19 protein-coding genes and 7 pseudogenes are annotated in these 23,668 nt (G+C 62.1%); 13 read left to right on the forward strand and 13 right to left on the reverse strand.

The features are described 5' to 3' along the window. The first annotated feature begins 7 nt into the window (after window positions 1-7). The 4 genes and pseudogenes from PD284_RS24020 to PD284_RS27030 all read left to right on the forward strand — a co-directional run. Entirely contained in the window at window positions 8-502 is a 495-nt protein-coding gene (locus PD284_RS24020; RefSeq protein WP_274630881.1) for a TspO/MBR family protein, read from the forward strand. Beyond that, window positions 499-963: pseudogene (locus PD284_RS24025) on the forward strand (hypothetical protein). The gene PD284_RS24020 and the pseudogene PD284_RS24025 overlap by 4 nt, the downstream one beginning before the upstream one ends. A gap of 600 nt (window positions 964-1,563) precedes the next feature. Beyond that, on the forward strand, window positions 1,564-2,592 hold the full coding sequence (locus PD284_RS24035) for an IS110 family RNA-guided transposase (protein ID WP_274630882.1): 1,029 nt from the start codon (window positions 1,564-1,566) through the stop codon (window positions 2,590-2,592). A gap of 277 nt (window positions 2,593-2,869) precedes the next feature. Then, window positions 2,870-3,549 (forward strand): annotated as a pseudogene (locus PD284_RS27030) (IS110 family RNA-guided transposase); the annotation flags it as partial. A gap of 612 nt (window positions 3,550-4,161) precedes the next feature. Here the strand turns inward: PD284_RS27030 and PD284_RS24050 are convergent. The 6 genes and pseudogenes from PD284_RS24050 to PD284_RS24075 all read right to left on the reverse strand — a co-directional run bounded on the left by PD284_RS24050 (window position 4,162) and on the right by PD284_RS24075 (window position 6,413). After that, window positions 4,162-4,835: pseudogene (locus PD284_RS24050) on the reverse strand (transglutaminase-like domain-containing protein). Window positions 4,836-4,847: 12 nt separating this feature from the next. Beyond that, window positions 4,848-5,111, reverse strand: a complete 264-nt coding sequence (locus PD284_RS24055; protein ID WP_274630883.1) for a DUF1488 family protein — start codon at window positions 5,109-5,111, stop codon at window positions 4,848-4,850. Beyond that, window positions 5,108-5,443, reverse strand: coding sequence for a hypothetical protein (locus tag PD284_RS24060; RefSeq protein WP_274630884.1), 336 nt, complete (start codon window positions 5,441-5,443; stop codon window positions 5,108-5,110). Before PD284_RS24060 ends, PD284_RS24055 begins: the two co-directional genes overlap by 4 nt. Then, window positions 5,440-5,682 (reverse strand): hypothetical protein, encoded by a 243-nt coding sequence (locus tag PD284_RS24065; protein ID WP_274630967.1) that lies wholly within the window; start codon window positions 5,680-5,682, stop codon window positions 5,440-5,442. Before PD284_RS24065 ends, PD284_RS24060 begins: the two co-directional genes overlap by 4 nt. Window positions 5,683-5,850: 168 nt before the next feature. After that, the gene (locus tag PD284_RS24070) at window positions 5,851-6,144 is read right to left on the reverse strand and encodes a hypothetical protein (protein WP_411956291.1); all 294 of its coding nucleotides are present in this window, start codon (window positions 6,142-6,144) and stop codon (window positions 5,851-5,853) included. Window positions 6,145-6,149: 5 nt separating this feature from the next. Next, on the reverse strand, window positions 6,150-6,413 hold the full coding sequence (locus tag PD284_RS24075) for a hypothetical protein (protein WP_274630886.1): 264 nt from the start codon (window positions 6,411-6,413) through the stop codon (window positions 6,150-6,152). 494 nt (window positions 6,414-6,907) lie between these two features. On the opposite strand from PD284_RS24075, the pseudogene PD284_RS24080 reads away from it, so the two are divergent. From PD284_RS24080 to PD284_RS24120, 9 genes and pseudogenes are all read left to right on the forward strand, one after another. Continuing rightward, window positions 6,908-7,124: pseudogene (locus tag PD284_RS24080) on the forward strand (co-chaperone GroES); the annotation flags it as partial. Window positions 7,125-7,176: 52 nt separating this feature from the next. Beyond that, the gene (gene groL / locus PD284_RS24085; protein WP_274630887.1) at window positions 7,177-8,805 is read left to right on the forward strand and encodes a chaperonin GroEL; all 1,629 of its coding nucleotides are present in this window, start codon (window positions 7,177-7,179) and stop codon (window positions 8,803-8,805) included. 138 nt (window positions 8,806-8,943) lie between these two features. Beyond that, window positions 8,944-9,194 (forward strand): annotated as a pseudogene (locus PD284_RS24090) (hypothetical protein). 82 nt (window positions 9,195-9,276) lie between these two features. Further along, complete coding sequence (locus PD284_RS24095; RefSeq protein WP_274630888.1) at window positions 9,277-9,444, forward strand: hypothetical protein; 168 nt, start codon at window positions 9,277-9,279, stop codon at window positions 9,442-9,444. Window positions 9,445-9,538: 94 nt separating this feature from the next. After that, window positions 9,539-10,544 (forward strand): annotated as a pseudogene (locus tag PD284_RS24100) (fatty acid desaturase). Window positions 10,545-10,818: 274 nt separating this feature from the next. Further along, window positions 10,819-12,051 (forward strand): GAF domain-containing sensor histidine kinase, encoded by a 1,233-nt coding sequence (locus PD284_RS24105; protein WP_274630889.1) that lies wholly within the window; start codon window positions 10,819-10,821, stop codon window positions 12,049-12,051. Between the two features lie 75 nt (window positions 12,052-12,126). Continuing rightward, complete coding sequence (locus tag PD284_RS24110) at window positions 12,127-12,441, forward strand: response regulator (RefSeq protein ID WP_274630890.1); 315 nt, start codon at window positions 12,127-12,129, stop codon at window positions 12,439-12,441. Between the two features lie 169 nt (window positions 12,442-12,610). Then, complete coding sequence (locus PD284_RS24115; RefSeq protein WP_274630891.1) at window positions 12,611-13,108, forward strand: YciE/YciF ferroxidase family protein; 498 nt, start codon at window positions 12,611-12,613, stop codon at window positions 13,106-13,108. Next, window positions 13,109-13,378: pseudogene (locus PD284_RS24120) on the forward strand (hypothetical protein); the annotation flags it as partial. Window positions 13,379-13,672: 294 nt separating this feature from the next. Here PD284_RS24120 and PD284_RS24125 read toward each other — a convergent pair. From PD284_RS24125 to glf, 7 genes are all read right to left on the reverse strand, one after another. Continuing rightward, entirely contained in the window at window positions 13,673-13,978 is a 306-nt protein-coding gene (locus PD284_RS24125; RefSeq protein ID WP_274630968.1) for a CGNR zinc finger domain-containing protein, read from the reverse strand. Window positions 13,979-14,734: 756 nt separating this feature from the next. Beyond that, window positions 14,735-15,754, reverse strand: a complete 1,020-nt coding sequence (locus tag PD284_RS24130; protein WP_274630892.1) for a glycosyltransferase — start codon at window positions 15,752-15,754, stop codon at window positions 14,735-14,737. A 154-nt stretch (window positions 15,755-15,908) separates the two neighbouring features. Next, window positions 15,909-18,167: a glycosyltransferase family 4 protein gene (locus PD284_RS24135; RefSeq protein WP_274630969.1), complete on the reverse strand. Its 2,259-nt coding sequence runs from the start codon at window positions 18,165-18,167 to the stop codon at window positions 15,909-15,911. Beyond that, window positions 18,167-19,261: a zinc-dependent alcohol dehydrogenase gene (locus PD284_RS24140; protein WP_274630893.1), complete on the reverse strand. Its 1,095-nt coding sequence runs from the start codon at window positions 19,259-19,261 to the stop codon at window positions 18,167-18,169. The genes PD284_RS24135 and PD284_RS24140 overlap by 1 nt, the downstream gene beginning before the upstream one ends. Then, window positions 19,254-20,258, reverse strand: coding sequence for a Gfo/Idh/MocA family protein (locus PD284_RS24145; protein WP_274630894.1), 1,005 nt, complete (start codon window positions 20,256-20,258; stop codon window positions 19,254-19,256). The genes PD284_RS24140 and PD284_RS24145 overlap by 8 nt, the downstream gene beginning before the upstream one ends. Then, a complete protein-coding gene (locus PD284_RS24150; protein WP_274630895.1) occupies window positions 20,255-21,337 on the reverse strand; it encodes a glycosyltransferase in 1,083 nt (360 codons plus the stop codon). Before PD284_RS24150 ends, PD284_RS24145 begins: the two co-directional genes overlap by 4 nt. Then, on the reverse strand, window positions 21,334-23,565 hold the full coding sequence (glf, locus tag PD284_RS24155; protein WP_274630970.1) for a UDP-galactopyranose mutase: 2,232 nt from the start codon (window positions 23,563-23,565) through the stop codon (window positions 21,334-21,336). The genes PD284_RS24150 and glf overlap by 4 nt, the downstream gene beginning before the upstream one ends. Between the last annotated feature and the right edge of the window lie 103 nt (window positions 23,566-23,668).

Raw genomic sequence — 23,668 nt, forward strand, 5'->3', positions numbered from 1 at the left:
TCTTCACATGGACGCATCATCCCTGCTCATGATGATCGCCTTCGGCGCCGCGAGCTTCGGCGCGGCAGCGACTGGCGGGATCTTTCGGCCGGGCGACTGGTATAAACAGCTCGACAAGCCGCGATGGCGGCCGCCGGACTGGCTGTTCGCGCCAGTCTGGACAATGCTCTACGCGTCGATTGCCGTGTCGGGCTGGCTGGTCTGGCGAGAGGCCGGCATTGAAGGCGCAGCCCTGCCGCTCGCCGTCTTTGCATTGCAGCTCCTGCTCAACGCGGCCTGGACAACGCTCTTCTTCGGATTGCGGCGGCCGGACCTGGCGCTGGTGGAGATCGCGTTGCTGTGGGGATCGATCGTCGCCACCATTGTGCTGTTTCATCCTGTCAGCGCGGCCGCGGCCTGGCTGCTGGTTCCCTACCTTGCCTGGGTCAGCTTCGCATCGGCTCTCAACGCCTCCATCTGGCGGCGCAACCGCGCGACCGCCACCGCCGGGGGCGTTCGATGAAGCCGCGCTGGATCGGGTCAACGACCGCATACAGCAGGGCTACCGCCACGCTCTGGTCGCGCCGGCCGGGCGCGCCGTGGATCCCGAGTTCCGGCCAGACCTGACGCCGGCCGAGATGCCTGCGCTCGGCGCCTTCGGCGGCAACTACACGACCGATTGCCGCGACGAATTTCCCACAAACTGGTACGCCGGAGCGGGCCTGTCGGAGCCCAAGCATGCGGCGCTCAACTGCTTCGGCGTCGACGCCAGCTAGCCGCTCAGCGTCTGGCGGGCCAAGGGCTGGATACATCCAGACCACCCGCGCGCTGGTCCCAGTGGTACTGCTGCTACGATGCGCGCCGGGGGATGCCGGGCGAGGACGAGCGGCAGATCGGCTGATGGAGGCCCTTCGCCGCCACATCGCCCAGCTTCGCCGCGCGTGCGAGCCCGGCGATGTCTGGTGCCGCCCGCGCCAGCGCTAGGCCTTGTTGCGCTCGGCGTACGACAGTCGACGATGTAAAAGGTCGTGGCGGCATCGATGGTATGCGTTAAGTCAACGCGAGCCAGTGTTTAGCACCAAACCTGCTGGTTCGCCGTCGGAGGAGAGGTCAGATACACGTCCGCTATCGTGATAGTCTGCCCCGCAAGCCGACCGACCGCTTATGATGCGGTGGACGGCTCTCCTCCCTCCCTGCGGTATGATCGCGGGGTTAGAGCTGGAGGAGCGCTATGATGGGCAAAGTTGCGACGATCGGTCTGGATATCGCGAAGTCCGTGTTTTCAAGTCCACGGCGTGGACGCGGCTGGTGAGATTGCCGTTCGCACAAAGCTTACGCGTGGGCGCGTGCTGGCATTCTTCCAGAGCTTGCCGCGATGCCTGGTCGGTATCGAGGCGTGCAGTTCTTCGCATTATTAGGCTCGGGAGCTCATGGCACTTGGCCACGATGTGCGGCTGCTCCCTGCACAGTATGTGAAGCCCTATCTGAAGGGGCAGAAGATGGGATGGTTGCCGCCCTCCCCAGACGGCATCGCAATGTGCCAGGGTCGTGGTGTTCAACGCCACGAAAAGGAGAGGACGGCAAATGGAAGATACAATGATCGGGGTGGACCTGGCAAAGAACGCTTTCCAGCTTCACGGCGCGACAATGACGGGGAATTTGAAATTCCGTAAGAAGCTGACGCGGTCACGGTTCCGGCAGTTCATGGCATGCCAGCCGCCTGCTGTGGTTGTGATGGAAGCATGCGGTAGCGCGAGCTACTGGGCACGGGAAATGGTCAAGCTCGGCCATGAGGTGAAACTGATCGCGCCGCAATACGTACGGCCCTTTGTGAAGAGGCAGAAAAACGATGCTGCCGATGCTGAGGCAATCGTCGTTGCGGCACAGCGCCCCGAGATGCGTTTTGTCCAGCCGAAGTCGGAAGCTCAGCAAGCCTGCGCTGTGCTGTTCCGAACGCGGGAGCGCCTTCTCCATCAGCGCACCGAGCTTGTGAATGCTCTGCGTTCGGTGCTGTATGAATATGGCCATATCGTTCCGAAAGGAATCGCTCACATCAAGCGGATTGAGAGCATTCTGGAGGCACCTAACAGTGACCTGCCCGAGTTGGTGCGCGAGGAATGCCGCGACCTGATTGAGCAGATTGCCGAGAAGACAGCTCGGATCGAAGCCAAGACGAAGAAGGCCAGAATCCTGTCCATGGCGACTGATACAGCGCGGCGACTGCAGACAATGCCGGGCGTCGGGCCACAGACCGCGCTGGCGATCAGCGGCTTTGCTCCTCCGATGGAGAGCTTCAAACGCGGACGAGATTTTGCAGCCTGGCTTGGCCTCGTGCCACGCCAATACACCTCCGGTGGCAAGGAGCGACTTGGACGTGTGTCGAAGGCCGGACAGACTGATATCCGATCTTTGTTGATCATTGGCGCCATGTCACGCCTGACAGTGCTGGCTCGCAAATCGATCGCCGAGGGATCATGGCTGGGACGGATGCTGCGTCGCAAGCCGCTCATGCTGGTCGCGATCGCGCTTGCGAACAAAATGGCGCGGGCGATCTGGGGGATGATGACGAAGAAAGAAGATTATCGAGATCCGACGTGTGTGGTGGCTGCATGATGAATGCGCTTCGCTACGCAAGCTGGCGTCGGTGAAGGGAGGTGTAGGAAGTCGACGACCTGAATGGGCGCAATGATCGAATAGATCTGGGTTGGGAAAACCAGCCGTCGTTCGCGAGATTGAAAAGCTCTTGCAGAAGATTTGGACCCGATCCGCAGATCACCATACCGGCCAGCGGCTTCTTGAAAGGCCGCGAGGAAAAGGCCTGAGAGAAGAACGCACTCGATCACCGAACACCAGGTTGGAAAGCTTCTTGCATCGAGGGCGGCAACCAGAGAAGAACGACGCTGCAGACGCAGAGGCGATCTGCGAAGCCGTGACGCGGCCGACGATGCGTTTCGTGCCGGTGAAGTCGCCCGAGCAGCAAAGCGTTATGATGCTGCATCGTGTGCGGTTGACGCTCAATCGTCAGCGCACTCAGATATCGAACGCGCTGCGGTCACACCTGTCTGAGTTCGGAATCGTGGCGCCGATCGGGCGCAATGGAATTGAGCAATTGCTTGTAGTCATCAACGACGGGAACGACGCCAGGATACCTATGCCTGCGCATGCTGGAGGCACAGCTCAAGGTCGTGAAGGAACAAAATCCCAGGGGTCGGCCCGCTGCTGGCGAGCGCGTTCGTCGCCACCATCGCCGATCCGCACGCATTCAAGTCGAGGCGCTGTCTATCGGACTGGATCGGGCTCGTGCCGAAACAGAACTCGAGCGGGGGCAAGGCGAAGCTCGGCAGCATCTCCAAGGCCGGTAATCGCTATCTACGCCAGCTGCTCGTCGTCGGCGCAGTGGCGGTCATCCGCCATGCCGAACGGAACGGAACCAGGAGGCCATGGCTCGTGCAGTTGATGGCGCGGCGAACAACCAAGGTTGCAGCGGTTGCGCTGGCCAGTAAGACAGCCCGCATGGTCTGGGCATTGATGACAGGCGGCGAGCGCTACAGGGAGCCGGTCATCGCATAGAACGAGACAAGGCGAGCGATCGCCGACGAGGTTGGAAAGGGCGGACAGCTGATGTACCAAGCCGGTTGAAACCGCCGGATCAGGAGAACCCACTGGGGCCGTGCTCCTCGAGTGCGAGCTTCCGATCGGGATCTGAGACGCGCGAACGGCATTATGGCCAGCGGCACATGAAAGGTCGCACCTACAGGTCGGATACATGGCCGCACCAACCAGCAGCTGCGACGCTCAAATACCCCTTGCCAACGGAAGGCCGTCCAGACGGCCCCGAAGCTGACGTCTGCAACGCGCCCCCATGTCGACCGTTCCAAGTGTCATCGATGACACCTATCCGCGGACATTCGAGAGGCACTGTGAAGGATGCCGAGTCATTCCTTAACTCGAAACGCTACTGCGAGCGTTCGAGAATTTGTCGCGAGCAGACCCTCCACAGCCCTCGTTGTATCGTCTCAGGTCACGATGCGAGCCACGATCAGCGTCGCGTCGGGTTATGTTTGGAGGAACTGGAAGTTCTATCGGAAGCGAGTATGGCGAAAACCCCAGGCTTTGGCTCGATGCCGCGGAACTACAACACTGCTGCGATGGGCCTTAGGAGATGGTCGTGACCTCATAGGTTCATACCTGAAAGCCCCTGCGCACATGCAGACTGAAGGAATTGATGAGCGGGATCGCGTCACGGCCGCGCAACAACGAGCCTGCCGATTCGAGGCACGTTGTTGCGCGGATCGAAAGTATTGCCATTCGCCACCGATAAACAACTCGATCCATGAAATCCATCGGATCGACAACCGGTACGCAAATGTCGCCAAGATGACCGTTCACGCATCGGGCCGGAATGTTGAGCGCTCGGCAAACGTGACCGCCAGATGCGCGAAGTCGCGGCAGACGCCTAGCCGCTCATTAAAGGTGTCGAACGCGGTCCGTGTCGAGCGGGCCTGCATGTAATCGAAGAGTACATGGTTGTGCTCGAGGTCGCAGATGGCCTGCACGCGACCCCGCCCCGGCCGGACCTTGCCTAAATGTCCCACGCCTCCTGGCTCAGTTGTCGTCCGGCAGTTCTGGCACCGGAAGCTCCTGCGCGCCAGGCATCACCCTGTCCAACTGTCCGTCATCCCAGTCGTTGCATCGCCCCACATGGTCAGGTCGCCGGCGAGCGCGACGAGCCTGCCGCAGCGGTTGCCGAACAGATCGCGGTAGGTCGAAATCGGGACGTGCACCGACAGCAGACACACTGGCGCGGTCGGCTGCTGGCAGGTCAGCGTGATCTCATATCCGTAGCGGATCAGCATGACGCGATCCCTCTACCGGAAATCGGCAGCGGTCAGCGTATAGGTGGTACGGCGGCCGTAGGAATAGGCCTCGCGTGCGACATCGTGGATCGAACTGCACGCCGAATCGAAAGCCGTCAAAGAGTCCGCTTCGGACAATTGCGTCTTGCCGGGCTTTGCCAGCGCTGCGGTCTCTACAAAGAACGGCACCTCGAACATGCCATCATGTCCGATGAAGCGAACGGCGTTGCGCACTTCGTCGAAGCTGCGGCTCGGATTAGGGAATTCGAGGGTCACCGTCGGCATTCCTCTGACGTACGTTGTGCAGTCCGGATGTCTGCCATCGGGCTGCCTCCACTTCGGCGGCGCGGTTCGTTGTGGCGATTAAGCGATAGCATCCCGTCGGTCGCAACCCGTTGAGTCAGCCCGATCATCGTGTTGCCGTTAATGCGGGCCGGAACCCCCGTGAAGACATGGTAGACCGTCCAGGAGCGATCCGTTTCGACGCGCCGGCCATAGTGATGGTCCGGGGATTCATGGCGGTGCGCGCCGCCCTCATTTTCCCATCTGTCGATGGCGAGGTCCGGGGTCTGTTGTGTCCGCTTTGTGTCATTGTTGCGGGCGTTCATGGGCGTGTGCTTTCTTCATTAGGGACGTCGGCTTCGGGCGCGCCGGCATAGAGCACCGTGCCGACCCCATCGGTGATCGTCATGGCGTCGGGTCGTTGCGGCATGTTAAGCGTTTGCGAGAGACGTCGCGCGACCTCCATTGCGTCGTCGAGGTTGGCAGCTTCAGCAATCTCCCGACCGACAACGGCGTGCGCGTCGTCCCTGTCCCGGGTGCGGTAGAATTCGATTACGATGTGCATCGCCATCCCTTCCTCGTCGCGCGCGCAACACGGGCTCAGTTCTTGCCCTTGCCACGCGGCGCGTTGGCGTTCGCAGCAAGTTTGATCTGGTTCCGAAGGAGCTTTCAGGCTTGGGCGCCGCTTTTCCTGCTTCGCCTTCAGATCTCGCGATTGCTTCGTTTCTGGCCCTTAGCCATGTCCGAACGTCCGTGCGATGAGCGTTGCGCGGCTGCCGGATTGCGACATGTCGACCGGCTCAAGACTGTCTTGCGTCGTCACCCGCTCATGACGCTCGTCATCGTTGCGGATGCGATACTGAAGCGACTCTCCCCGTGGCGGCAACGTGCCGGTGATGCGGTAGATTTCTGCATGTTGAGGCAGCTTTCCAAACCAGCCCCTCAACCGGACAGCCTGCCCGATCGTGAAAAGATGGGTAGGAGGCTCGTGGCGGGTGGTTCGGGCGGTTGGCCGGATCGAATTCATCGAAATCATGGCTGCTGGTGGTCCTTTTCGAGTGCGGCGTCGAGATCACCAGGATCGATCGGCGCCATCTGATGTGTCTGGCCATCAATGCCGATGGCCGGCAGGTGGACAAAGGCGCCTACACGTCTCCAGGCAAGGCGGGAGAATACCTCCAGCAGTTCCTCATCCTGGTCCACGCGATAGTCGCCGGCAGGCTGCGCGGCGTCGAAGCCAGGTAGCAAGAAGGGTGCGGAGAACCGGACGACGGTTTGCGTCGTGCGCGTTGTCATGGGTAGATACCTCCACAGAAGCGCGCGAACGCGCCCCCCATCATCCCATTCGAACCGGAACGAACTTCCGTGCTGCCAGTACATCCGTGGTCAGCGGCGGGGTCCGTTCCAATGTTCGAACAGAGCGATATGGGCGCCGGATCGGCGCTTCATGCATCGCTATCGAGAATTCGGTGGTGAATGGCGGGTCGTAGTCTCTGACACCGCGAAGCCAAATCGGCCAAATCAACGAGTTTCATATATGGGCTAAGATCGCCTTTTCTGCAAGGCCATCTGTATTTTTTATTTATTTTCGCACATGCAGCGAAATAAATAGCCGGAAAATATTTCCGCAAAACTGGAGAATTTCGTCTTCCATGCGGATGTGTGCGGAGAGTTTGATGGCTAATGATTTGGGTCCCTGCAACATATTTCTGGCACTCCTACCATTCGAGCGCCAAAGTACTATGTATCTGAAGTGGTCGCCCTATGGGCGGACCCCAGAAAGAACGCTCATGAAGTTCCGGCCCCTCCATGACCGGGGGGAAGGCAAGGTGGTCGCCGTCGGCCCCGGTTCGCGTGACGAAAGCGGCAAGCTCATCCCGCCCGACGTGAAGGCCGGCGATTTCATCCTGTTCGACAAATGGTCCGGCACCGAGGTCAGGATCGACGACCAAGACCAAGGAGAGCGACTTCATGGGCATCGTCGAGAAGACAACGGCGGCCGCCAAGAAGCCGCCTGACGGGCCGATCCCCGATCTCAAGACCGAACTGGACGAACATCATGTCTGCCAAGGAAATCAAATTCGCCGGCGAAGCCCGCGACCGCCTGTTGCGCGGCGTTGAACTGCTCAACAACGCGGTCAAGGTGACGCTCGGCCCGAAAGGCCGCAACGTCGTCATTGACAGGGCTTACGGCGCCCCGCGCATCACCAAGGATGGCGTCACCGTCGCCAAGGAGATCGAGCTTGCCGACAAGTTCGAGAACATGGGCGCACAGATGGTGCGCGAAGTTGCATCGAAGACCAACGACCTCGCCGGCGACGGCACCACCACGGCGACGGTGCTCGCTGCCTCCATACTGCGCGAGGGCGCCAAGCTGGTCGCCGTCGGCATGAATCCCATGGACCTGAAGCGCGGCATCGATATTGGGGTTGCAGCCGTCGTGAAGGAAATCCAGGCGCAATCGAAGAGGGTCAAGTCCTCCGAGGAGATTGCGCAGGTCGGCACCATAGCCGCCAATGGCGACGCGACTGTCGGTGAGATGATCGCCAAGGCGATGAAAAAGGTCGGCAACGAGGGCGTCATCACCGTCGAGGAGGCCAAGACTGCCGAGACCGAGCTCGACGTGGTCGAAGGCATGCAGTTCGATCGCGGCTATCTTTCGCCCTACTTCGTCACCAATGCCGAGAAGATGCACGTGGAGCTGGAGGCTCCCTACATCCTCATCCACGAGAAGAAGCTGGGCAATCTCCAGTCGATGCTGCCGATCCTCGAAGCGGTGGTGCAGAGCGGCAAGCCGCTGCTGATCATTTCGGAGGATGTCGAGGGCGAGGCGCTGGCAACGCTGGTGGTCAACAAGGTGCGCGGCGGCCTGAAGATTGCCGCCGTGAAGGCGCCAGGCTTCGGCGACCGCCGCAAGGCCATGCTGGAGGATATCGCGGTGCTGACTGCCGGCCAGATGATCTCCGAGGATCTCGGCATCAAGCTGGAAAACGTCACGCTCGAGATGCTCGGCCGCGCCAGGCGCGTGCTGATCGAGAAGGACACGACCACGATCGTCGACGGTTCCGGCGACAAGGCCGGGATTGCCGCGCGCATCGCCCAGATCAACGCACAGATCGAGGAAACGACCGCGGACTACGATAAGGAGAAGCTGCGGGAGCGGCTGGCCAAGCTCGCCGGCGGCGTCGCGGTGATCCGCGTCGGCGGCGCGACCGAGACCGAGGTGAAGGAGAAGAAGGATCGTGTCGACGATGCGCTCAACGCGACGCGCGCGGCGGTCGAGGAAGGCATCGTACCCGGTGGCGGGGTCGCGCTGCTCCGTGCGAAAACAGTGCTGTCCTCCCTTACGGGCGTCAATGCCGACGTGACCGCCGGCATATCGATCGTGCTCAGGGCGCTCGAGGCCCCGGTCCGCCAGATCGCCGAGAACGCCGGCGTCGAGGGCTCGATCGTCGTCGGCAGGCTGACGGCCAGCAAGGACCGCAACCAGGGCTTCGACGCCCAGACCGAAACCTATGTCGACATGATCAAGGCCGGCATCGTCGATCCCGCCAAGGTCGTTCGCACCGCCCTGCAGGACGCCGGCTCGATCGCTGCGCTCCTGATCACCGCCGAGGCCATGATCGCCGACATTCCCGCGAAGGAATCCACCCGGTCGGCCGGCAACGGCGGCATGGGTGGATACTGAGAACAGTGCCTGAACCGTTCGGCGCTTCGGCCGGACAAAGCAGTCCGCACCACAACCTGGAAGGATCTCCATGGTCATGCGGAGCACGACGAAACATCTCTCTCCCGCCGTTGGGAAGACTACTAGCCCTCTAAGACCATGCTGGTCTGGGCATGGCACCGCGGCAGTGATCGCAACGATCGTCGTCGGCTTCAGCTGGAGCGGCTGGGTCGCCGGCGGCACGTCGCAAACCATGGAAGGTGGCTGGCGACACGGCCGAGTTCAAGGCGATACCCGACGGCTTCCAGAAGCGTCAGTTCATCGAGGCCGGTGGCTGGGCAACGATGCCGGGGCAGACCTCGCCCGATAGGCTGGGCGCTCAAGGCTGCGCTACCGCTCTCGCCGCATAAGCCTCCGAGGCGAGATATCCCTGATCGCCGGACGGCTTTCGGCGGTCCCTACAATGACCAACCAGCAACAGGAGCCCATTCAATGATCACCTCTGTCGAGAGAAAAGACCCGAAGCCGGCAACGGAAGGGAACGAACAAAACCGCTTCGAAAACGTCCGCGAGGCGGCTGCCGAACGGCATCGGAAAGCGGACACCGACGGTACCCGTCGGCGTGCTCGCCAGACTGCGGAAGACAACCGCCTCATATGAATACTGGAGCCCGACTGGCCGTCTATTTTCACATGGCTTCTGCTTGCCGGATCGTTCCGGGCAGCGGTCTCCAAATCCATCGCGGCCCTTCCCATTGTCGTTAACGCAGACCGCCATATCGCTCTCCCAGCACCGAGGTGGCCAACGAGGCTGGCCGAAGATCCTTGCCAACTATAGGGAGCCACGCAGGGGCCGCAGCCTGCTTGAACTCATGGTCACAATTGTCCCGTTCGTCGGCCTTTGGACGCTTGCCGCGATGGCAGCGCATCACGGCTTCTGGTGGGGGATGCCGCTGACGGTTCCGGCGGCGGGCCTCCTGCTTCGCCTGTTCATGATCCAGCACGACTGCGGCCATGGTTCCTTCTTCGCTCACCGCAAGGCGGATGACTGGACCGGCCGCGCGATCGGCGTCCTGACGTTCACACCATAGGATTATTGGCGTCGTGCGCATGCGGCGCATCACGCCTCGACAGGTAATCTCGACGAGCGCGGCGTCGGCGACATCAGGACCCTGACCGTGGCGGAATATCGGTCCCTCTCGCGGTCGCGCCGGCTCGCCTACAGGCTCTATCGCAACCCGGTCGTGATATTCGGCATCGGCCCGATCTGGCTTTTCCTGTTCAAGCAAAGACTGCCCTTCGGCATGATGCGCTCGGGCATGGAGCCCTGGGTCTCGACCATGGCGACCAATCTCGCGATCCTGGTTCTGGCTCTCGGCCTCATCTGGCTGGTAGATGTTGGGTCGTTCAGGCTCGTGCAGCTGCCGGTCGTGGTGTTGGCCGGATCGGCGGGTATCTGGCTGTTCTATGACCAGCATCAGTTCGAGGAAACGCACTGGTCGCAAAAGCCCCAGTGGCAGTTCCAGGACGCCGCCCTGCACGGCACTGCCCTTTCTCCTGCGATGGCTGACGGCCAATATCGGCAATCATCACCATCTTTCGCGCAGGGTGCCATATTACCGGCTTCCGGAGGTGCTGAGGGATTATCCGGAACTGCGCGGCATCGGCCATATCACCATCATGGAAAGCCTCCGCTGCGTGAAGCTCGTCCTTTGGGATGAAGACCGCCAGCGCCTCATCTTGTTTCGTGAGGCAGGCTGAGGGCCGTCGCCACGGTAGCAAAGGTAACTACTTTCGCTGAGCACGTCCGACTGTCTCCTTGGATTCAAAGGCTATCTCTCCGCATGCCCCGCCGAAGCATGATCTCGTCCGCCCGGCAGGAAACTCGTTGCGATTGCCGGCACGCCGCGTTACCAATTGCGAGCCGTCTTTCGTCGGCGCATTATTGGATAGATGGTGCTGCGGGCGCCGAATTCGTCTCATTGCATCGTCGGCACCGACACGCCTCCGCTACAATCTCACTGAAAGCCGACAATTGAAAAGCGACTATCAGGCGGACATCGACGCCATCAGGAGGATCGATGCAGTGCCCACCATCCTCGACGTGGTGTGCCGGACGACGGGAATGGGATTTGCGGCTGTCGCACGCGTCACCGAGGATCGCTGGGTCGCGTGCAGTGTGCTGGACCGTATCGCGTTTGGCCTTCAGCGCGGAGGCGAGTTGAAGGTCGAAACCACCATCTGCCACGAGATCCGCCAAAGCGGATATCCCGTTATCATCAACAACGTTGTCGAGGATCCCCTCTATTGCGGTCATCCGACGCCGGCGATGTATGGCTTCCAGAGCTATATCTCCATGCCGATCTTGCGCAAGGACGGCTCCTTCTTCGGGACGCTCTGCGCGATCGACCCGAAGCCGGCCAAGCTCAAGGATCCAGAAATCGTCGGCATGTTTAGGCTCTTTGCAGAATTGATCGCCGCTCACCTCGATTCCGTCGATCAGATCGCGGTGAGCGAGCAATTGCTTGCCCGGGAAAGGGCATTCGGTGCGATGCGGGAGAAGTTCATCGCCGTGCTCGGCCATGATCTGCGCAATCCGCTCGCATCCGTCGTCTCGGGCACCAAGATGCTGATGCGCAAGCATGAGGCGGAACCCGAAAGCAGACAGATCCTGCTGCTGATGCAGGGAAGCCTGCTGCGTATGCGAGGTTTGATCGACAACATTGCGGACTTCGCGAGATCCCGACTGGGAAGCGGGCTGACGCTCGACCTACAGGCGGATGCTCATCTCCTTGAGCAGACGCTCGATCAGGTTGTCGACGAACTGCGAACCGCGCATCCGGATCGGCCAATCATTGCCGAGTTCTCGGTGAAACACGCCGTGCCGGTGGACCACGGACGCGTTGCCCAGCTTCTTTCCAATCTGATCGGCAACGCCCTGAGCTATGGGGACGTGGCTAAGCCGGTCCGCGTGTCTGCAAAAGCGGACAAGTCCGGTTTAGAGCTCGTCGTGGAGAATGGCGGCGCCCCAATTCCGGCAGAAACGTTGGCAAACCTTTTCGAGCCCTTCGCGAGAGGCGACGTTGGACGGAATGTCGAAGGCCTAGGCCTTGGGCTGTTCATCGCTTCCGAGATTGCGAAGGCCCATGGCGGAACGCTTGAAGTGACATCGGACGAATCATCGACGAGATTTGTTTTGGATATCCGCGCAGCACCGCCGGCTCAGAAAAATTCCGAGCCATCCGGAGCCCAACGACTAAACGGGTGATTTCCTCTGCTTGCAGCGAGCTGCCATTCCCGATGTGGGAGGCTTGGATGCAATTCTGCATCTTACGGAGCCTCAGTGAGCCTCCCGCCCTGCAGCCAAGATACCGTTGTCGAGGATGAGCCGCTCATCCGGATGGATCTGGCGGCGGTGCTGGAGGAGATGGGCTTCTCGGTTCTCGAAGCGGCCAATGCCGACGAAGCGATCGCGATGCCGCAGTCCGATCCTGCAACTAGGACGGTGATCACGGACGTGGACGTGCCGGGAACCATGGATGGCCTCGCCTTGACCTTTCTGGTTCGGGACCGGTGGCCGCCTTGTCACCTTATCGTGTCTGGCCCTAGGAGGCCAAAAACCTCGGGTATGGCTGAGGGCGGCCGGTTCATCAGATAGCCGCTCACGACCGGCGACCTTCAGAGAATGTTCGCCGAAATGGACTTCGGAACCCAACGATCGCAGCGGGACATTTGGAACCTTTCCGCTTGCGGGACGCTGTATGTGATGCGCTTCACGACCCCGTGAATGGCAGCGCACATCAGATGCGCACCAAAGGAAAACCCCCATGGCAAGAGAAAAGACGCTGGAAGATCTTTTCCACGATACGCTCAAGGACATCTATTACGCCGAACGGAAGATCCTGAAGGCTCTTCCCAAGATGGCCCGCGCGGCATCATCCCCTGAACTCAAGGCGGCGTTCGAGAAGCACAAGGACGAGACCGAGGGCCACGTCGATCGTCTGCAGCAGGTCTTCGAACTGATGGGCAAGCGGCCTCAGGGCAAGACCTGCGACGCCATCGAAGGCATCATCTCTGAAGGCGAGGAGATCATCGAAACCTTCAAGGGCACGGCAGCGATTGATGCCGGTCTCATCTCGTCGGCCCAGGCCGTCGAGCATTACGAGATCACGCGTTACGGCACGCTCAAACGCTGGGCCGAGGTGCTCGGCATGGCAGACGCCGCTAAGCTGCTTGACCAGACGCTCGGCGAGGAAACGATGACCGATGAGGCCTTGACCGGCCTCGCAGACGCATCCGCCAACGAGATGGCCAAGGCCGCCTGATCCGGGCGTCTTCGCACGAAATGAGTCGGCATCCATACCGACGAGACGTTCTTCCGCGACACCGCTCATGGCTTCATGGCCTGGGCGCTGGCCACGTTGCTCGTCGGCTTCGTACTGGGCTCGGCACTATCGTCGGCAATTGGCACGGGCGTTCAGGCGGCTTCCACAGTGGCCTCGGGAGCTGCGATGGACGCCTCGGCGGGAGCATCCGCAAGTGCCGGAGACGGTGGTGGAAGCGATGCCACGTCCTATTTCGTCAACGCGCTTTTCGCGCTCGGCGGCAGGCAGCGTGACAACGACGAGATCGCCTACGTGACGACATCGCGATAGCCGGTTCGCGGCCCGGCTTGATCGGCATGGGTCGGCCCGCACCTATCTTCGATGGACCCCGACGAATGATCGCTAGGGTTCATGCTCTTCGTCATACCATGGCGATTACGATGATGCGCAAGCGCGACCTGCGGACCGCGTTCCTGTAGGGGAACGCCTACCGTGCTCCCAGCATACCGACGCAAAAGCTGACACGCGACGTCACCTGCGACATGCTGGTAGTAGGGCTCGGCATCAGCGGCGCAATGCTGGTCGAGGCGCTCTCCGCTCAGGGTCTCGGGGGTCATTGGCGTCGATCGCCGGGGCAGCATGCTCGGCTCGACGCCCGCAAGCACCGCTCTGGTGCAGTTCGAAATTGATCAACCGCTCTCTGACCTCAGCCGGAAGATTGGAAAAGGTGACTGCATAGTCGATGTCGTTTACTGCTCTCAATCCAATCCAGCTCTTACTTCGACGCGAAGCGCCTGACTCGACTATGCGTCCGCACTTATCCGAGCACCAGCGCCTGCGTCCTCCGCGTGAGCTGTCGAGGAAAAGCAGCTACAGTTTGGGCCTCTGCACTCGCGCACGGTCCGATGATCCGTACTTTTCACCATAAATTTCCCGGCCGCGAAGGCAGGTATTGCTTGAGGAAAGCCCGGGTGTTTTTTACTGCTGATCCGGCCGGCGATGAGGTCGCGCTCAGACGAAGTAGGCTCCCCGCCGACAACCAAACGCCAGCGATGCCCGATCCGCGGCAGATGGTGCTGACCGACTGCCGTTGCAGTCGCTCCGGCGATGTGCCGTGATGTGCCACCATGCCATCCAGAGTTTGTCCACCACCCGCTAGCGGATTGGGGGAAAGCGGAACCGATAGAACCGCGCTGAGGTCATGCCGATGGTCCTCGCGTGCGACCGCGCCAGTTTGGTAGCGGGCACAGAGAGCGCAACTCACAAGTCGAAATTGCTCGGAGCCATCCGACTGTCCCGGCGTTAAGGCCGGCGGAAGCAATTCTATGAGTGCGGTAACCGTCAAGAAGAAAGAACTTAGCCGCGATGAACGCCGTGAACAGCGCGAGCTGCGCAGGGAGAAGCAGCGGGCAGTAAACGTTGAACGCGCGGAGAAGATGCATTCCGCGCGCTTAGTTGATCACGCTATCGAAGAATGCGATCTGTGGACCGAGTTGTGCTTCACTGGCATGCGTATCCCCATCGTTGGTGCCTTGTCCCGGATGGCCGGCAGACTTCGTCGGCATGGAATGTCGGGCCGAGCGTCACCTCACTCTTAGCGAACATGTGGTGGCCGCTATCCTGCTCTTACTTCGGACGGTCGGCTTTGCATCGCCGCGCCTCTTCTATCAGCGCTGAGAAGCGCTTGCTGGAATGAGGCCAGCTCCAATTTCGCAGAACCGTTTCGCGCGGTCGGAATCTGTTTAGATCCGTCATCATTTCCTGCAGGACAGCGGCGAACCGATCTTCATCCGCAGTGCGGCCAGTCGCGGGGGTAATGAACTGCAGGCCGCAAGTTAGGCGGGAATTGACGAGCACCGGCAGGCCGGCGAGCATGTATTCGGTGAGGATAGCTGGCGCGCCGTCGTCGACGCCGCAAACGACGCCGATACGCGCGCGGTTCATCAGCCGGTTGAGCTCCGGGAATCCCACGCCCGGGGGCCCGACGAACTTAACGGAAATGCCGAGTTCGTGAACGCGTGCGCTTAGAACGTCGCCCAGTTCGCCGTAGCCGCACACGCAGAGCGCCCGCATCGACCGCGGCATTTGGGCCAACGCGTCGAAGAGCACCTCATGCTTTTTGTAGGCCTGCGCGGCGGCGACGTAGATGACGTCGTAGGTCTTTGCCAGTCCAAGTGGAAAAAAGGTCTCCGGTGACGCGAATTCGGGGCCGATGGGCATGACGGCCGTCAGCATGCCGGGATGACGGCGCTCGACCTCTTCGGATTGCCATTCAGCGCCGGTCAGAACGATGTCGAAGTGGCGGCTTACATCGTCCGGGACGCGGAGCGCCGGCGCATCGATGGAGTTGTAGACTCTGATGCTGCCGGCGCAGGCCTGCAGTATCGCTGCGTCGATGCCGAGCCCCCACACACATAGAACGTCGGGCGGGCCGAAGGTGGCGATATGCCCGAGCATGTCGGCCGACGAAAACGGGCGGCCGGCGGGGTCGTCTGGCCGAAACGAGCGCCGGGTCAGAACCGGAGGCTCGAACGACCACGACGGAGGTGACTCCTGGGCCCAGAAGGTCCAGATCTCGGCTGTATCGCACAGGCCGTGTCGTACGACGGACAGCGGCAGGCGCTCGAGATAACTCCCAACAACCACGGGCGCATCAAGGCTGGATGCGCTCCCCGGAGCGGGCCCGCGCTGGCCGGAGCGCCATGCTGCTGCGGCCTGTTCGATCGATGGTACGCGGTCTGACGCGTATGCGCCGTCGCAAAAATCGCTGATGACGACGATACGCCGCGACCGAGGAGGGTCAGGGGGCATGGGGCCGTCGACGGAAGCCGTATTCGTTTGCCTGTCGCCATTGCTGTACGGCTTCGGCGAGAGGGGCATGCGCCTCGCGCCGGCCGCCCAGGCGGCGGGACAACAGTCCGCTCGGGCAGTCGCGGTCGTCGTCCCAGCCGACATGGTCTACGACCGGATAGAGACAGACGCCCTCGACCGGAACGCCCGCGCCGCGCGCCGCCGCGACCTCATTGACCATCATGAGGAACCAGGCAGCGCGGCCATCGCCCTCCGTTCCGGTTTCGGCGACGAGGAGCGGCCGGCCATAGCGGGCGTAGGTTTCCGTCAGGAAGTAGCGAAAGCGCTTGGACTGCGGATGGCCGACGGCGATGGGTGGGCCTTCAAACAGCCACTGGTTGCGATGGTAATAGTTCAGGCCGACGATATCTAACAGCTTCACCTCGCCACCAAGTTGCGGCCAGCAGCGCCCTGCAATCATGTCAAAAGCCTGGAACTGCGCTAGCCGCGCAGCCTCCGCTTGGCCGCGTTGATGCGGCCTGGACGGATCGGCGGCGACGTTGATCGCGGGCTCGCAATGCACGAAGCGCGCGCGCGGATCGACGCTCAGAATTTCGTTCATCGCCGCGATGGAGCCGCGGGCGAGCTGGACTTTCAGTTCGAAGCCGCGCCCGCGTGCATAGGGATTGAGATACGCTGCGTCACCACCGCCCCAGGCGTGAAAGGAGATCTCGTTGATCGGACAGTAGAACGGGATGGCATCCGTTTCATTCCGGATGAATCGTGCCGCGGCTGCGCAGTAGCCCGCAAAGCGGTTGACGAAAGCCGGCGACCAGATGTCGAGATCGTCCGGCCAGCCATAGTGCATCAGGTCCCAGATCACCTGGATGGGCTGCGCCTGCGCCGCGCGCAGCATCGGCAGAAAACTCGACCAGTCGTAGTAACCGGGACGATTCTCGATCACGTGCCAGCGCATGCCGTCTCGAACGGTACGCATTCCGTACGCGGCGAGCTGCGCGAAGTCGGCGGCGGCATGGGTGTCATGGCCGGTCGCTGCAAGCAGGTCGAGGCGCTGCCCGTCGCCCCGCTTATGGGTGGAACACTCGAAACCACCCTGGATGAAGCTGGCGAAAAGCGCGGGTGGAGGAGCCGGCCTGCGCTCCCGCAGCACATCCTCGAAAAGCGCTTGCCACTGCGGTACCACGACCTCGGCGGCGTAGGTGATGGAAACCTTCTCACGCAGGGAGCGGCCAAGCCTCGACCGCATCACCGGATCGCCAGCCAGGCGTTCGATCACGACAGCCACGTCCGCCGGCGATTCATACGGCACGAACAGGCCGGACGCGCCGTGTTCGATCTGCTGCATCGCGCCGTTGTCGGCCGTCGCTATCACTGGCAGACCCGCCGCCCCCGCCTCCGCGATGACATGCGGCATGCCTTCCTCACGTGAGAGCCAGACGAAGATGTCCATCGCCGAGAGCAAGGCAGGCACGTCGGCGCGATCGCCGAGAAATGTCAGCGAGCCTGAGAGACCCCGCGCGACGGCAAGTTGCCGCAGCGCCCCGGCGTAGTCCGGCATGAAGGCATCCGCTCCGCCGACGACGACGAAACGGATAGGTGGTAGCCGGGCGTGGACGATTGCGGCGGCCTCGATGAAGTCCTCGACGCGTTTCTTGGCATACAGCCTGCCGACCCAGCCGACCAGCACAACGTCATCTGGTACGTCGAGAACGCTGCGCATGCGGGCGCGATCGCTCGGTGAGAACTCAGCCAAATCGACCATGGAGGGGATTTCGATGGCGTCGTGCTCGCGCCCGGGCATCTGAGACGCGGCGGCATCGCGGATCGAGCGGCAGACGCCGACGTAACGCCTGGTAAAGTGCTTGGGGCCCGCAAGCGCTTCCGAGACGAGGCCGCCATGCTCGATGAGCGGCGGCCGCCAATGGAGCTTTTCGAGCGCGGGATAGATGTCGGCGACGTTCTGGCAGGCAACGACCAGGTCATAGGCCGGGATCTTGTTCGCCAGATAGGCCACCGTGTCGTCGAACGACAGATCATAGGGCGCGCAGTCGACATCCACGCCCAACGCCTCCAGTTGCCGAAGCGTCTGGTTCGGCATCCCCGCCTTGCGGAAGCACACGACGACATCAACGTGGTACCGTCGCGGATCGAGGGCGCGGACAAGCAGCCGCAGCTCCGTTTCCTCCCCGCCGACCACCAGCCAGGCCAAGACAAACAGGATGCGGATGGGCCTCGGCTTTTCGTCCATCATTCGAAGCTGAATACGATTTGAAGGAATTCGGGACGCTCGGAAACCAGGTGGGACAGGAAGGACGGGGCGTCATCCACCGGCACGATCTGCGTGATCATCTCGCGGCAGATGGCTTGGCCATATCGTTCGAGGAGCACGAGCGTCTCGGCCGAAAGACGGCGACGGTCCCACCGATGTGCCAGTTCACGTGGCACCCGGCCGACCTGGGCGCAGCGCAGCGACAGGCCGTTGTGGTGGAATTCCTCGCCCAAACGGGTCCGGTCGGCGGCGCCTTGGTAGAAAGCGAGGTCGATGACCGTGCCCTGGGGCCGCAATGCCCGCAGTGCGTCATGCAAGCTCTCGGATCGCGCCCTGGTCTGAAAGGCAAAGTCGGCGCCGCGGTCCTGCCCGCCGTGATGCCAGCGCGCCTTGGCGTGCTGCCAGGCGTGGGCTTCTGTCATCGCCGTCAGCCCAAGCGCCTCGGCCTTGTCGCGACGCCAGGCGGACGGTTCGGCGAGCACGATCTCAGCGCCAGCGGCTTGGGCGAAAAGGGCGGTCAACAGACCGACCGTGCCGCCACCGAACACGACGATAGGACGATCGGTGAGGCTTTCGCCCAGACGCCGGACTTCTGGACCGAATGTTTCGGCATCGGCATGCAGGATGCCATTCGCCGCAATCGGCCCCATTTGTGCGACGAAGATGCCCAGGATCGGATGGATGCCGTTCGGCATCCCGACCACCAACTCCTGGAAGGGATCAGCGGTGTGGCCGGATTTATGGCCATAGCTCGCGGCGACGACGTCGGCTGCGACGAAACTGTCCGCGCGGCTGTCGGCGACGCGTGCGACCTCCATGTAGCCCAGAAAGGGCACCGGAAACCGCACGCTGGGTTCGCCGTCGACGAAGACGCCGCGCTCGCCATCCCAGCGCGACCGCAGGTAGGGATTGGTGTCCTTCAGGAAGGTAAGCTCCGTGCCCGCCGAAAAGCCGCTGTAGAGCGCGTCGAGACGAACCTGCCCTTCCGCGAGCGGCCCCTCCTCATAGCAAAAGAAATAGGGTCTACCTGGTGCCTCGACGCCGAGGGAGCGGATGGTGCGATAATCAGGCATCTGCCAGATCCACTAACGAATCGATCTTGACTGGCTGGCGCGAGGCAGCGGACTGTGCAATGGCCAGCGTGACGCGATGCGACTTCAAGGCCTCCCCATAGGGACAGCGGATGCGGTTGGGCAATCCGCGCACGGCATCAAGAAAATGGCGGTCCTCGAGTTCGACGGCATCGCTTCCCGCTTGCCGGAGCGGACGTCCACGGCCGACATCAACCATAATGTCGCGGTCGGAAAGTTCAATCGCCATGCCATCGCAAAAGAGATGAAGGCCGGTGCGATGGGGCCAACCCAGCAGACAAGTCGCCGACAGCGTGCCGACCGCGCCTGTTGCAAAGCGCAGGGAAACGGCGGTTGCGGTGGCGATGTCGAGTCCGGGAAAGTCGCGACGCTCAGCGGTGTGGGCATCCTGAGCATAGACCTCTGTGATTTCGCCGACGAGGTAGCGGGCCAGATCGATCGCGTGGGTCGCCTGTTCGACGATCTGGCCGCCGGACTGACCCTGCCGCCACCACCATCGCGGCGCCGGCGTCTGATCGAGCCAATAACCCACGACCAGTGCGGGCGGGTTGCCGACAAGCAGGTCGCGTACCTCCTGGACCGTGTCGAGATAGCGCCAGTGGTAGCCGACGGCGGTGACGACGCCGCGTGCTGCCACTGTGCGGGAAATACGCTCAGCCGATGCGATATCCAGCGACAGCGGCTTTTCGACGAAGAATGGCAACGCGGCGGCGATTACCGCGGCCTCGACATCCCCGTGGGCGAAAGGCGGAATGCAGATATAAGCGGCGTCGAGTTTTTCCATGACGATGAGATCGGCATGGGAATTGTAGGCACGGGCGCCAAGCCTGCCCGCCAGGTCGGCGGCGCGCGCGAAATCAGGATCGGCGACGCCAACAATCGCGACATCCTCCATAGCGGACAGCACGCCGACATGTCGCTCGGCGATCCCTCCGGCGCCGATGAAGCCGATCCTGAGGTGTGTCTGCCCTATCCTCATGTCAAACACACCCTCTTGCGCATCGCCTGGTAAAGCGCCGCCGTTTCCCGGCCCATGCGTGCTGCAGTGAAGCGTTGCTCGAAGCGCGCCCGGCCGCGGATACCGACGGTCCGGCTCCCGGGTCCGTTGGCAAGGGCCGCGACGATCGCCCCAGCCAGCGAATACGGGGATCCGGCAGGCACCAGAAGCGGATGGTCGCTGCCCAATGCCTCGAGAGTGCCGCCGATGCGGGTCGCCACCACAGGGAGGGCGAGCGCCATTGCCTCCAGCACGACAATGGGCAAACCCTCGAATAGCGAGGGTAGGACGAACAGGTCGGCGGCGGCGAGCAGATCCGGGACGTCCGCACGCTGGCCGAGGAAGGCGATGTTCGCCAATTTCAGGGAGGCCGTCAGTGCCTGCATGGTTTCTCGTTCGGGGCCATCGCCGACCATCAGGAAAACGACATGTGGTATCTGGCGGGTCACCTCCGCCGCTGCGTGCAGCAGGCAGTCATGACCCTTCTGCGCGGCGAAACGCGCCACGGTGATCACAAGCCGCGCGTTATCAGGCAGGGCCAAAGTCTCGCGGGTATCTCCGCGTGGGTGTCGCACAATCGGCGTATCTATGCCGTTGCGGATTGTGACGAGGCGGTCGAAGCCTTCGGCCCGGTAGCTCTCGGCGGCGGAGTCCGAAACAACCACGAGGGTGTCGGCCAGACCCGCGGCCATGCGGTGCTGGGATTTTTGTTGTTCATCGGTGATGAGATAGGGAAGGTGCTCGGTCCGCACGATGGGTATGCCGGCGATCCGGCCGGCCTCCACCAATCCATGGCCTTCCCAGCCGATGCCGGCATGGACATGAAGGATCGCTGGACGGCGTGCGGTCAGCCATTTTGGGAAAGCCTCGTCCAACGCAACGGTCTCGAACCCGGCCGCATCGCCGCGCACGAGGAAGCGAACTCCGTCGCCATGGGGCGGGAAGGCGAGCGCCACCTCGTGCGTGGATGAAATAGCGCCGGCAAGCGTTAGCATATGTTCCCCCACCCCCGAGGGCACCATGCTATCCGTGGCCATCACGATCAGTGGAGTGTTGCTCATTCCGCTGCCGCAATCCAGTTTTCGGCGTGCGCGGTCTCCGCCTTCTCCAGGCGGCGGAAGGTTGCGAGCGCCTGCCCGACCACCTGATCCATGTTGTAGTATTTATAGGTGCCGAGGCGGCCGACGAAGATCACGTCGCGCTGCACGCGCGCCAGCGCCTCGTATTGTTTGTAGAGCTTCTGATTTTCCAGTCGTGGGACTGGGTAGTATGGCTCGCCGTCAGCGCAAGCGTACTCGTAGGAAATGCTGGACTTTGCGTGGCTCTGGCCGGTCAGGTGCTTGTATTCGGTGATGCGGGTGTAGGGAACATCCGCAGACGGATAATTGACGACGGCGACCGGCTGGAACTGTTCGCGGTTTAGCGTCTCGTGGCGAAATTCGAGGCTGCGATAAGGCAGCGGCCCGAACCGATGATCGAAATAGGCGTCGATGGGACCAGTGTAGATGGTGCGATGCGCCAGGCCTTCGCCGTTCAGGTCGCGGTGGTCGACGCCGGTCTCGACGCGAATGTTGTCGTGGTCAAGCATATTCTCGAACAGGCGGGTAAAGCCGCTTGCCGGCATCGCCTGATAGGTATCGAGAAAATAACGATCGTCAGTCGAGGTGCGGGTGGGAATGCGAGCAGCTACGGACTTGTCGAGTTCCGACGGATCGAGTCCCCATTGCTTGCGCGTATAGCCTTCAAAAAAGGTGCGATAGAGATCGGTGCCGATCTGGGAGACCACCACGTCGCGCGAGGTGCGGATGTCGGACACGGGCTCGGCACGACCCGCAAGGAACGCGGCGGCGGCCGCTTCGTCCTTCAGTTCGATCCCGTAGAGCCCGCTGAGCGTGGTGCGGTTGATCGGGATCGGCAAGAGCTTACCGTCCACCGCAGCCAGCACGCGGTGTTCGTAGGGCCGCCAGCGCGTGAAGCGGGAGAGGTAGGCAAAGATCTCCTCGCTGTTGGTATGGAAGATATGCGGCCCGTATTTGTGGACAAGGATTCCGGCTTCGTTGTGGAGGTCGAAAGTGTTGCCGGCGATGTGGGGGCGGCGGTCACAGAGGAAGACTCGCTTACCCGATGCAGCCAGCCGTTCGGCCAAGACCGAGCCAGCGAAGCCGGCGCCGACGATCAGATAGTCGTAGGGTGTTGCACCGGTGGGCCGAAAGACCGCCGGTCGAGACGGCCGCGCCGTATTCTTCTCCTCTTTCTTCGCGATCGCCTCGTCAACTAGCGCCGACATCTTCATGAAGGTCTGATCCCACGAGTTGCGCGCCAGAAGTGCGTCGACGGCCGGCAGCCATGTTCGCCGGTCGCGCGACAGGTCGAGGGCACGTTCGCAGGCCTTGCCGAACTCATCGGCGCCGCCCGCGATGAGGACGCCCTCCACATCGCCGTAGTGGCGGACGACATCGGGGACGGGAGTTGAGACCACGGGTCTGCCTGCCGCGAGATATTCCGGCGTCTTGGTCGGGCTAATGAAGCGCGTCGCTTCGTTGCTCGCGAAGGGCATGAGCGCAACGTCCCAGCCGGCAAGGTAGGTCGGGAGCTCGGCATACCCTTTGCGGCCTAGGTAGTGAATGTTCTTGGCCTGCGGCAGCGTCGCCGGATCAATCTTGGCCACCGGACCGATCAGAACAATCGACCAGTTTGGCCGCCCCGCTGCCAGCTTTTCGATGAGAGCGAGGTCGATACGCTCGTCGATGACGCCACAGTATCCGAGAACTGGTCCCGCCAGTTCCGGCTGGTCGCTTGGGACGTCTGTCGTGCGCGCGGCATTGAAATGCGCGACATCGACGCTCGAGGGAAACGGATGGATGTTGCTGTGCTGATGCCGCTTTGCCTCGTAGAGGCCGTGGCCGCCCGTGAACACCACGTCGGCCTGCCGCATCAGAAGCGCCTCGAGGTCGCGCAGCTCGGGCGGTGCAAACCGAAAGGCGGACAGTTCGTCCATGCAGTCGTAGACCACCGCGACGGCATCGATATGCTGTGCGACTGGATACATGATCGGGGTGTAGAACCAGAGCAGGGGCCGGTTCGCCCTGTGCAACAGGAGAAGCTGGTCAAGAAGGCGAGATAGTGCGACTTGCAGCCGTTCCCCGTGCCAGGCGAGGGGAATGCGTGGGCGCACCGCAACCACCTCGCTGTCATCGAAGGCGTGAAATTCGAGATAGGGCAGATGATGGTCTGTCGGGATATGTTCTTCCCAGTAGAACACCTGTCGGTGGCGGGCGAAGCGTTGCATCAGATGCTGTGGGCGCTGCAGGACGAAATCCCAGCGCAGATGGGAAAAGCATATCAGGGGCGACGCCTGGGGATCCGCGTGTTGCGGGACAGGCGGAAGTGAG

It is taken from the genome of Mesorhizobium shangrilense, assembly GCF_028826155.1.
Lineage (GTDB): Bacteria > Pseudomonadota > Alphaproteobacteria > Rhizobiales > Rhizobiaceae > Arvimicrobium > Arvimicrobium flavum.

What these genes read in the sequence shown, in the direction of transcription:
- PD284_RS24020 (WP_274630881.1), top strand. Translation starts at nt 8, where the DNA reads ATGGACGCATCATCCCTGCTCATGATGATCGCCTTCGGCGCCGCGAGC.
- PD284_RS24035 (WP_274630882.1), top strand. Translation starts at nt 1,564, where the DNA reads ATGGAAGATACAATGATCGGGGTGGACCTGGCAAAGAACGCTTTCCAG.
- PD284_RS24060 (WP_274630884.1), bottom strand. Translation starts at nt 5,443, where the DNA reads ATGAACGCCCGCAACAATGACACAAAGCGGACACAACAGACCCCGGAC.
- PD284_RS24065 (WP_274630967.1), bottom strand. Translation starts at nt 5,682, where the DNA reads ATGCACATCGTAATCGAATTCTACCGCACCCGGGACAGGGACGACGCG.
- PD284_RS24070 (WP_411956291.1), bottom strand. Translation starts at nt 6,144, where the DNA reads ATGAATTCGATCCGGCCAACCGCCCGAACCACCCGCCACGAGCCTCCT.
- PD284_RS24075 (WP_274630886.1), bottom strand. Translation starts at nt 6,413, where the DNA reads ATGACAACGCGCACGACGCAAACCGTCGTCCGGTTCTCCGCACCCTTC.
- groL (WP_274630887.1), top strand. Translation starts at nt 7,177, where the DNA reads ATGTCTGCCAAGGAAATCAAATTCGCCGGCGAAGCCCGCGACCGCCTG.
- PD284_RS24095 (WP_274630888.1), top strand. Translation starts at nt 9,277, where the DNA reads ATGATCACCTCTGTCGAGAGAAAAGACCCGAAGCCGGCAACGGAAGGG.
- PD284_RS24115 (WP_274630891.1), top strand. Translation starts at nt 12,611, where the DNA reads ATGGCAAGAGAAAAGACGCTGGAAGATCTTTTCCACGATACGCTCAAG.
- PD284_RS24135 (WP_274630969.1), bottom strand. Translation starts at nt 18,167, where the DNA reads ATGGACGAAAAGCCGAGGCCCATCCGCATCCTGTTTGTCTTGGCCTGG.
- PD284_RS24140 (WP_274630893.1), bottom strand. Translation starts at nt 19,261, where the DNA reads ATGCCTGATTATCGCACCATCCGCTCCCTCGGCGTCGAGGCACCAGGT.
- PD284_RS24145 (WP_274630894.1), bottom strand. Translation starts at nt 20,258, where the DNA reads ATGAGGATAGGGCAGACACACCTCAGGATCGGCTTCATCGGCGCCGGA.
- PD284_RS24150 (WP_274630895.1), bottom strand. Translation starts at nt 21,337, where the DNA reads ATGAGCAACACTCCACTGATCGTGATGGCCACGGATAGCATGGTGCCC.
- glf (WP_274630970.1), bottom strand. Translation starts at nt 23,565, where the DNA reads ATGCAACGCTTCGCCCGCCACCGACAGGTGTTCTACTGGGAAGAACAT.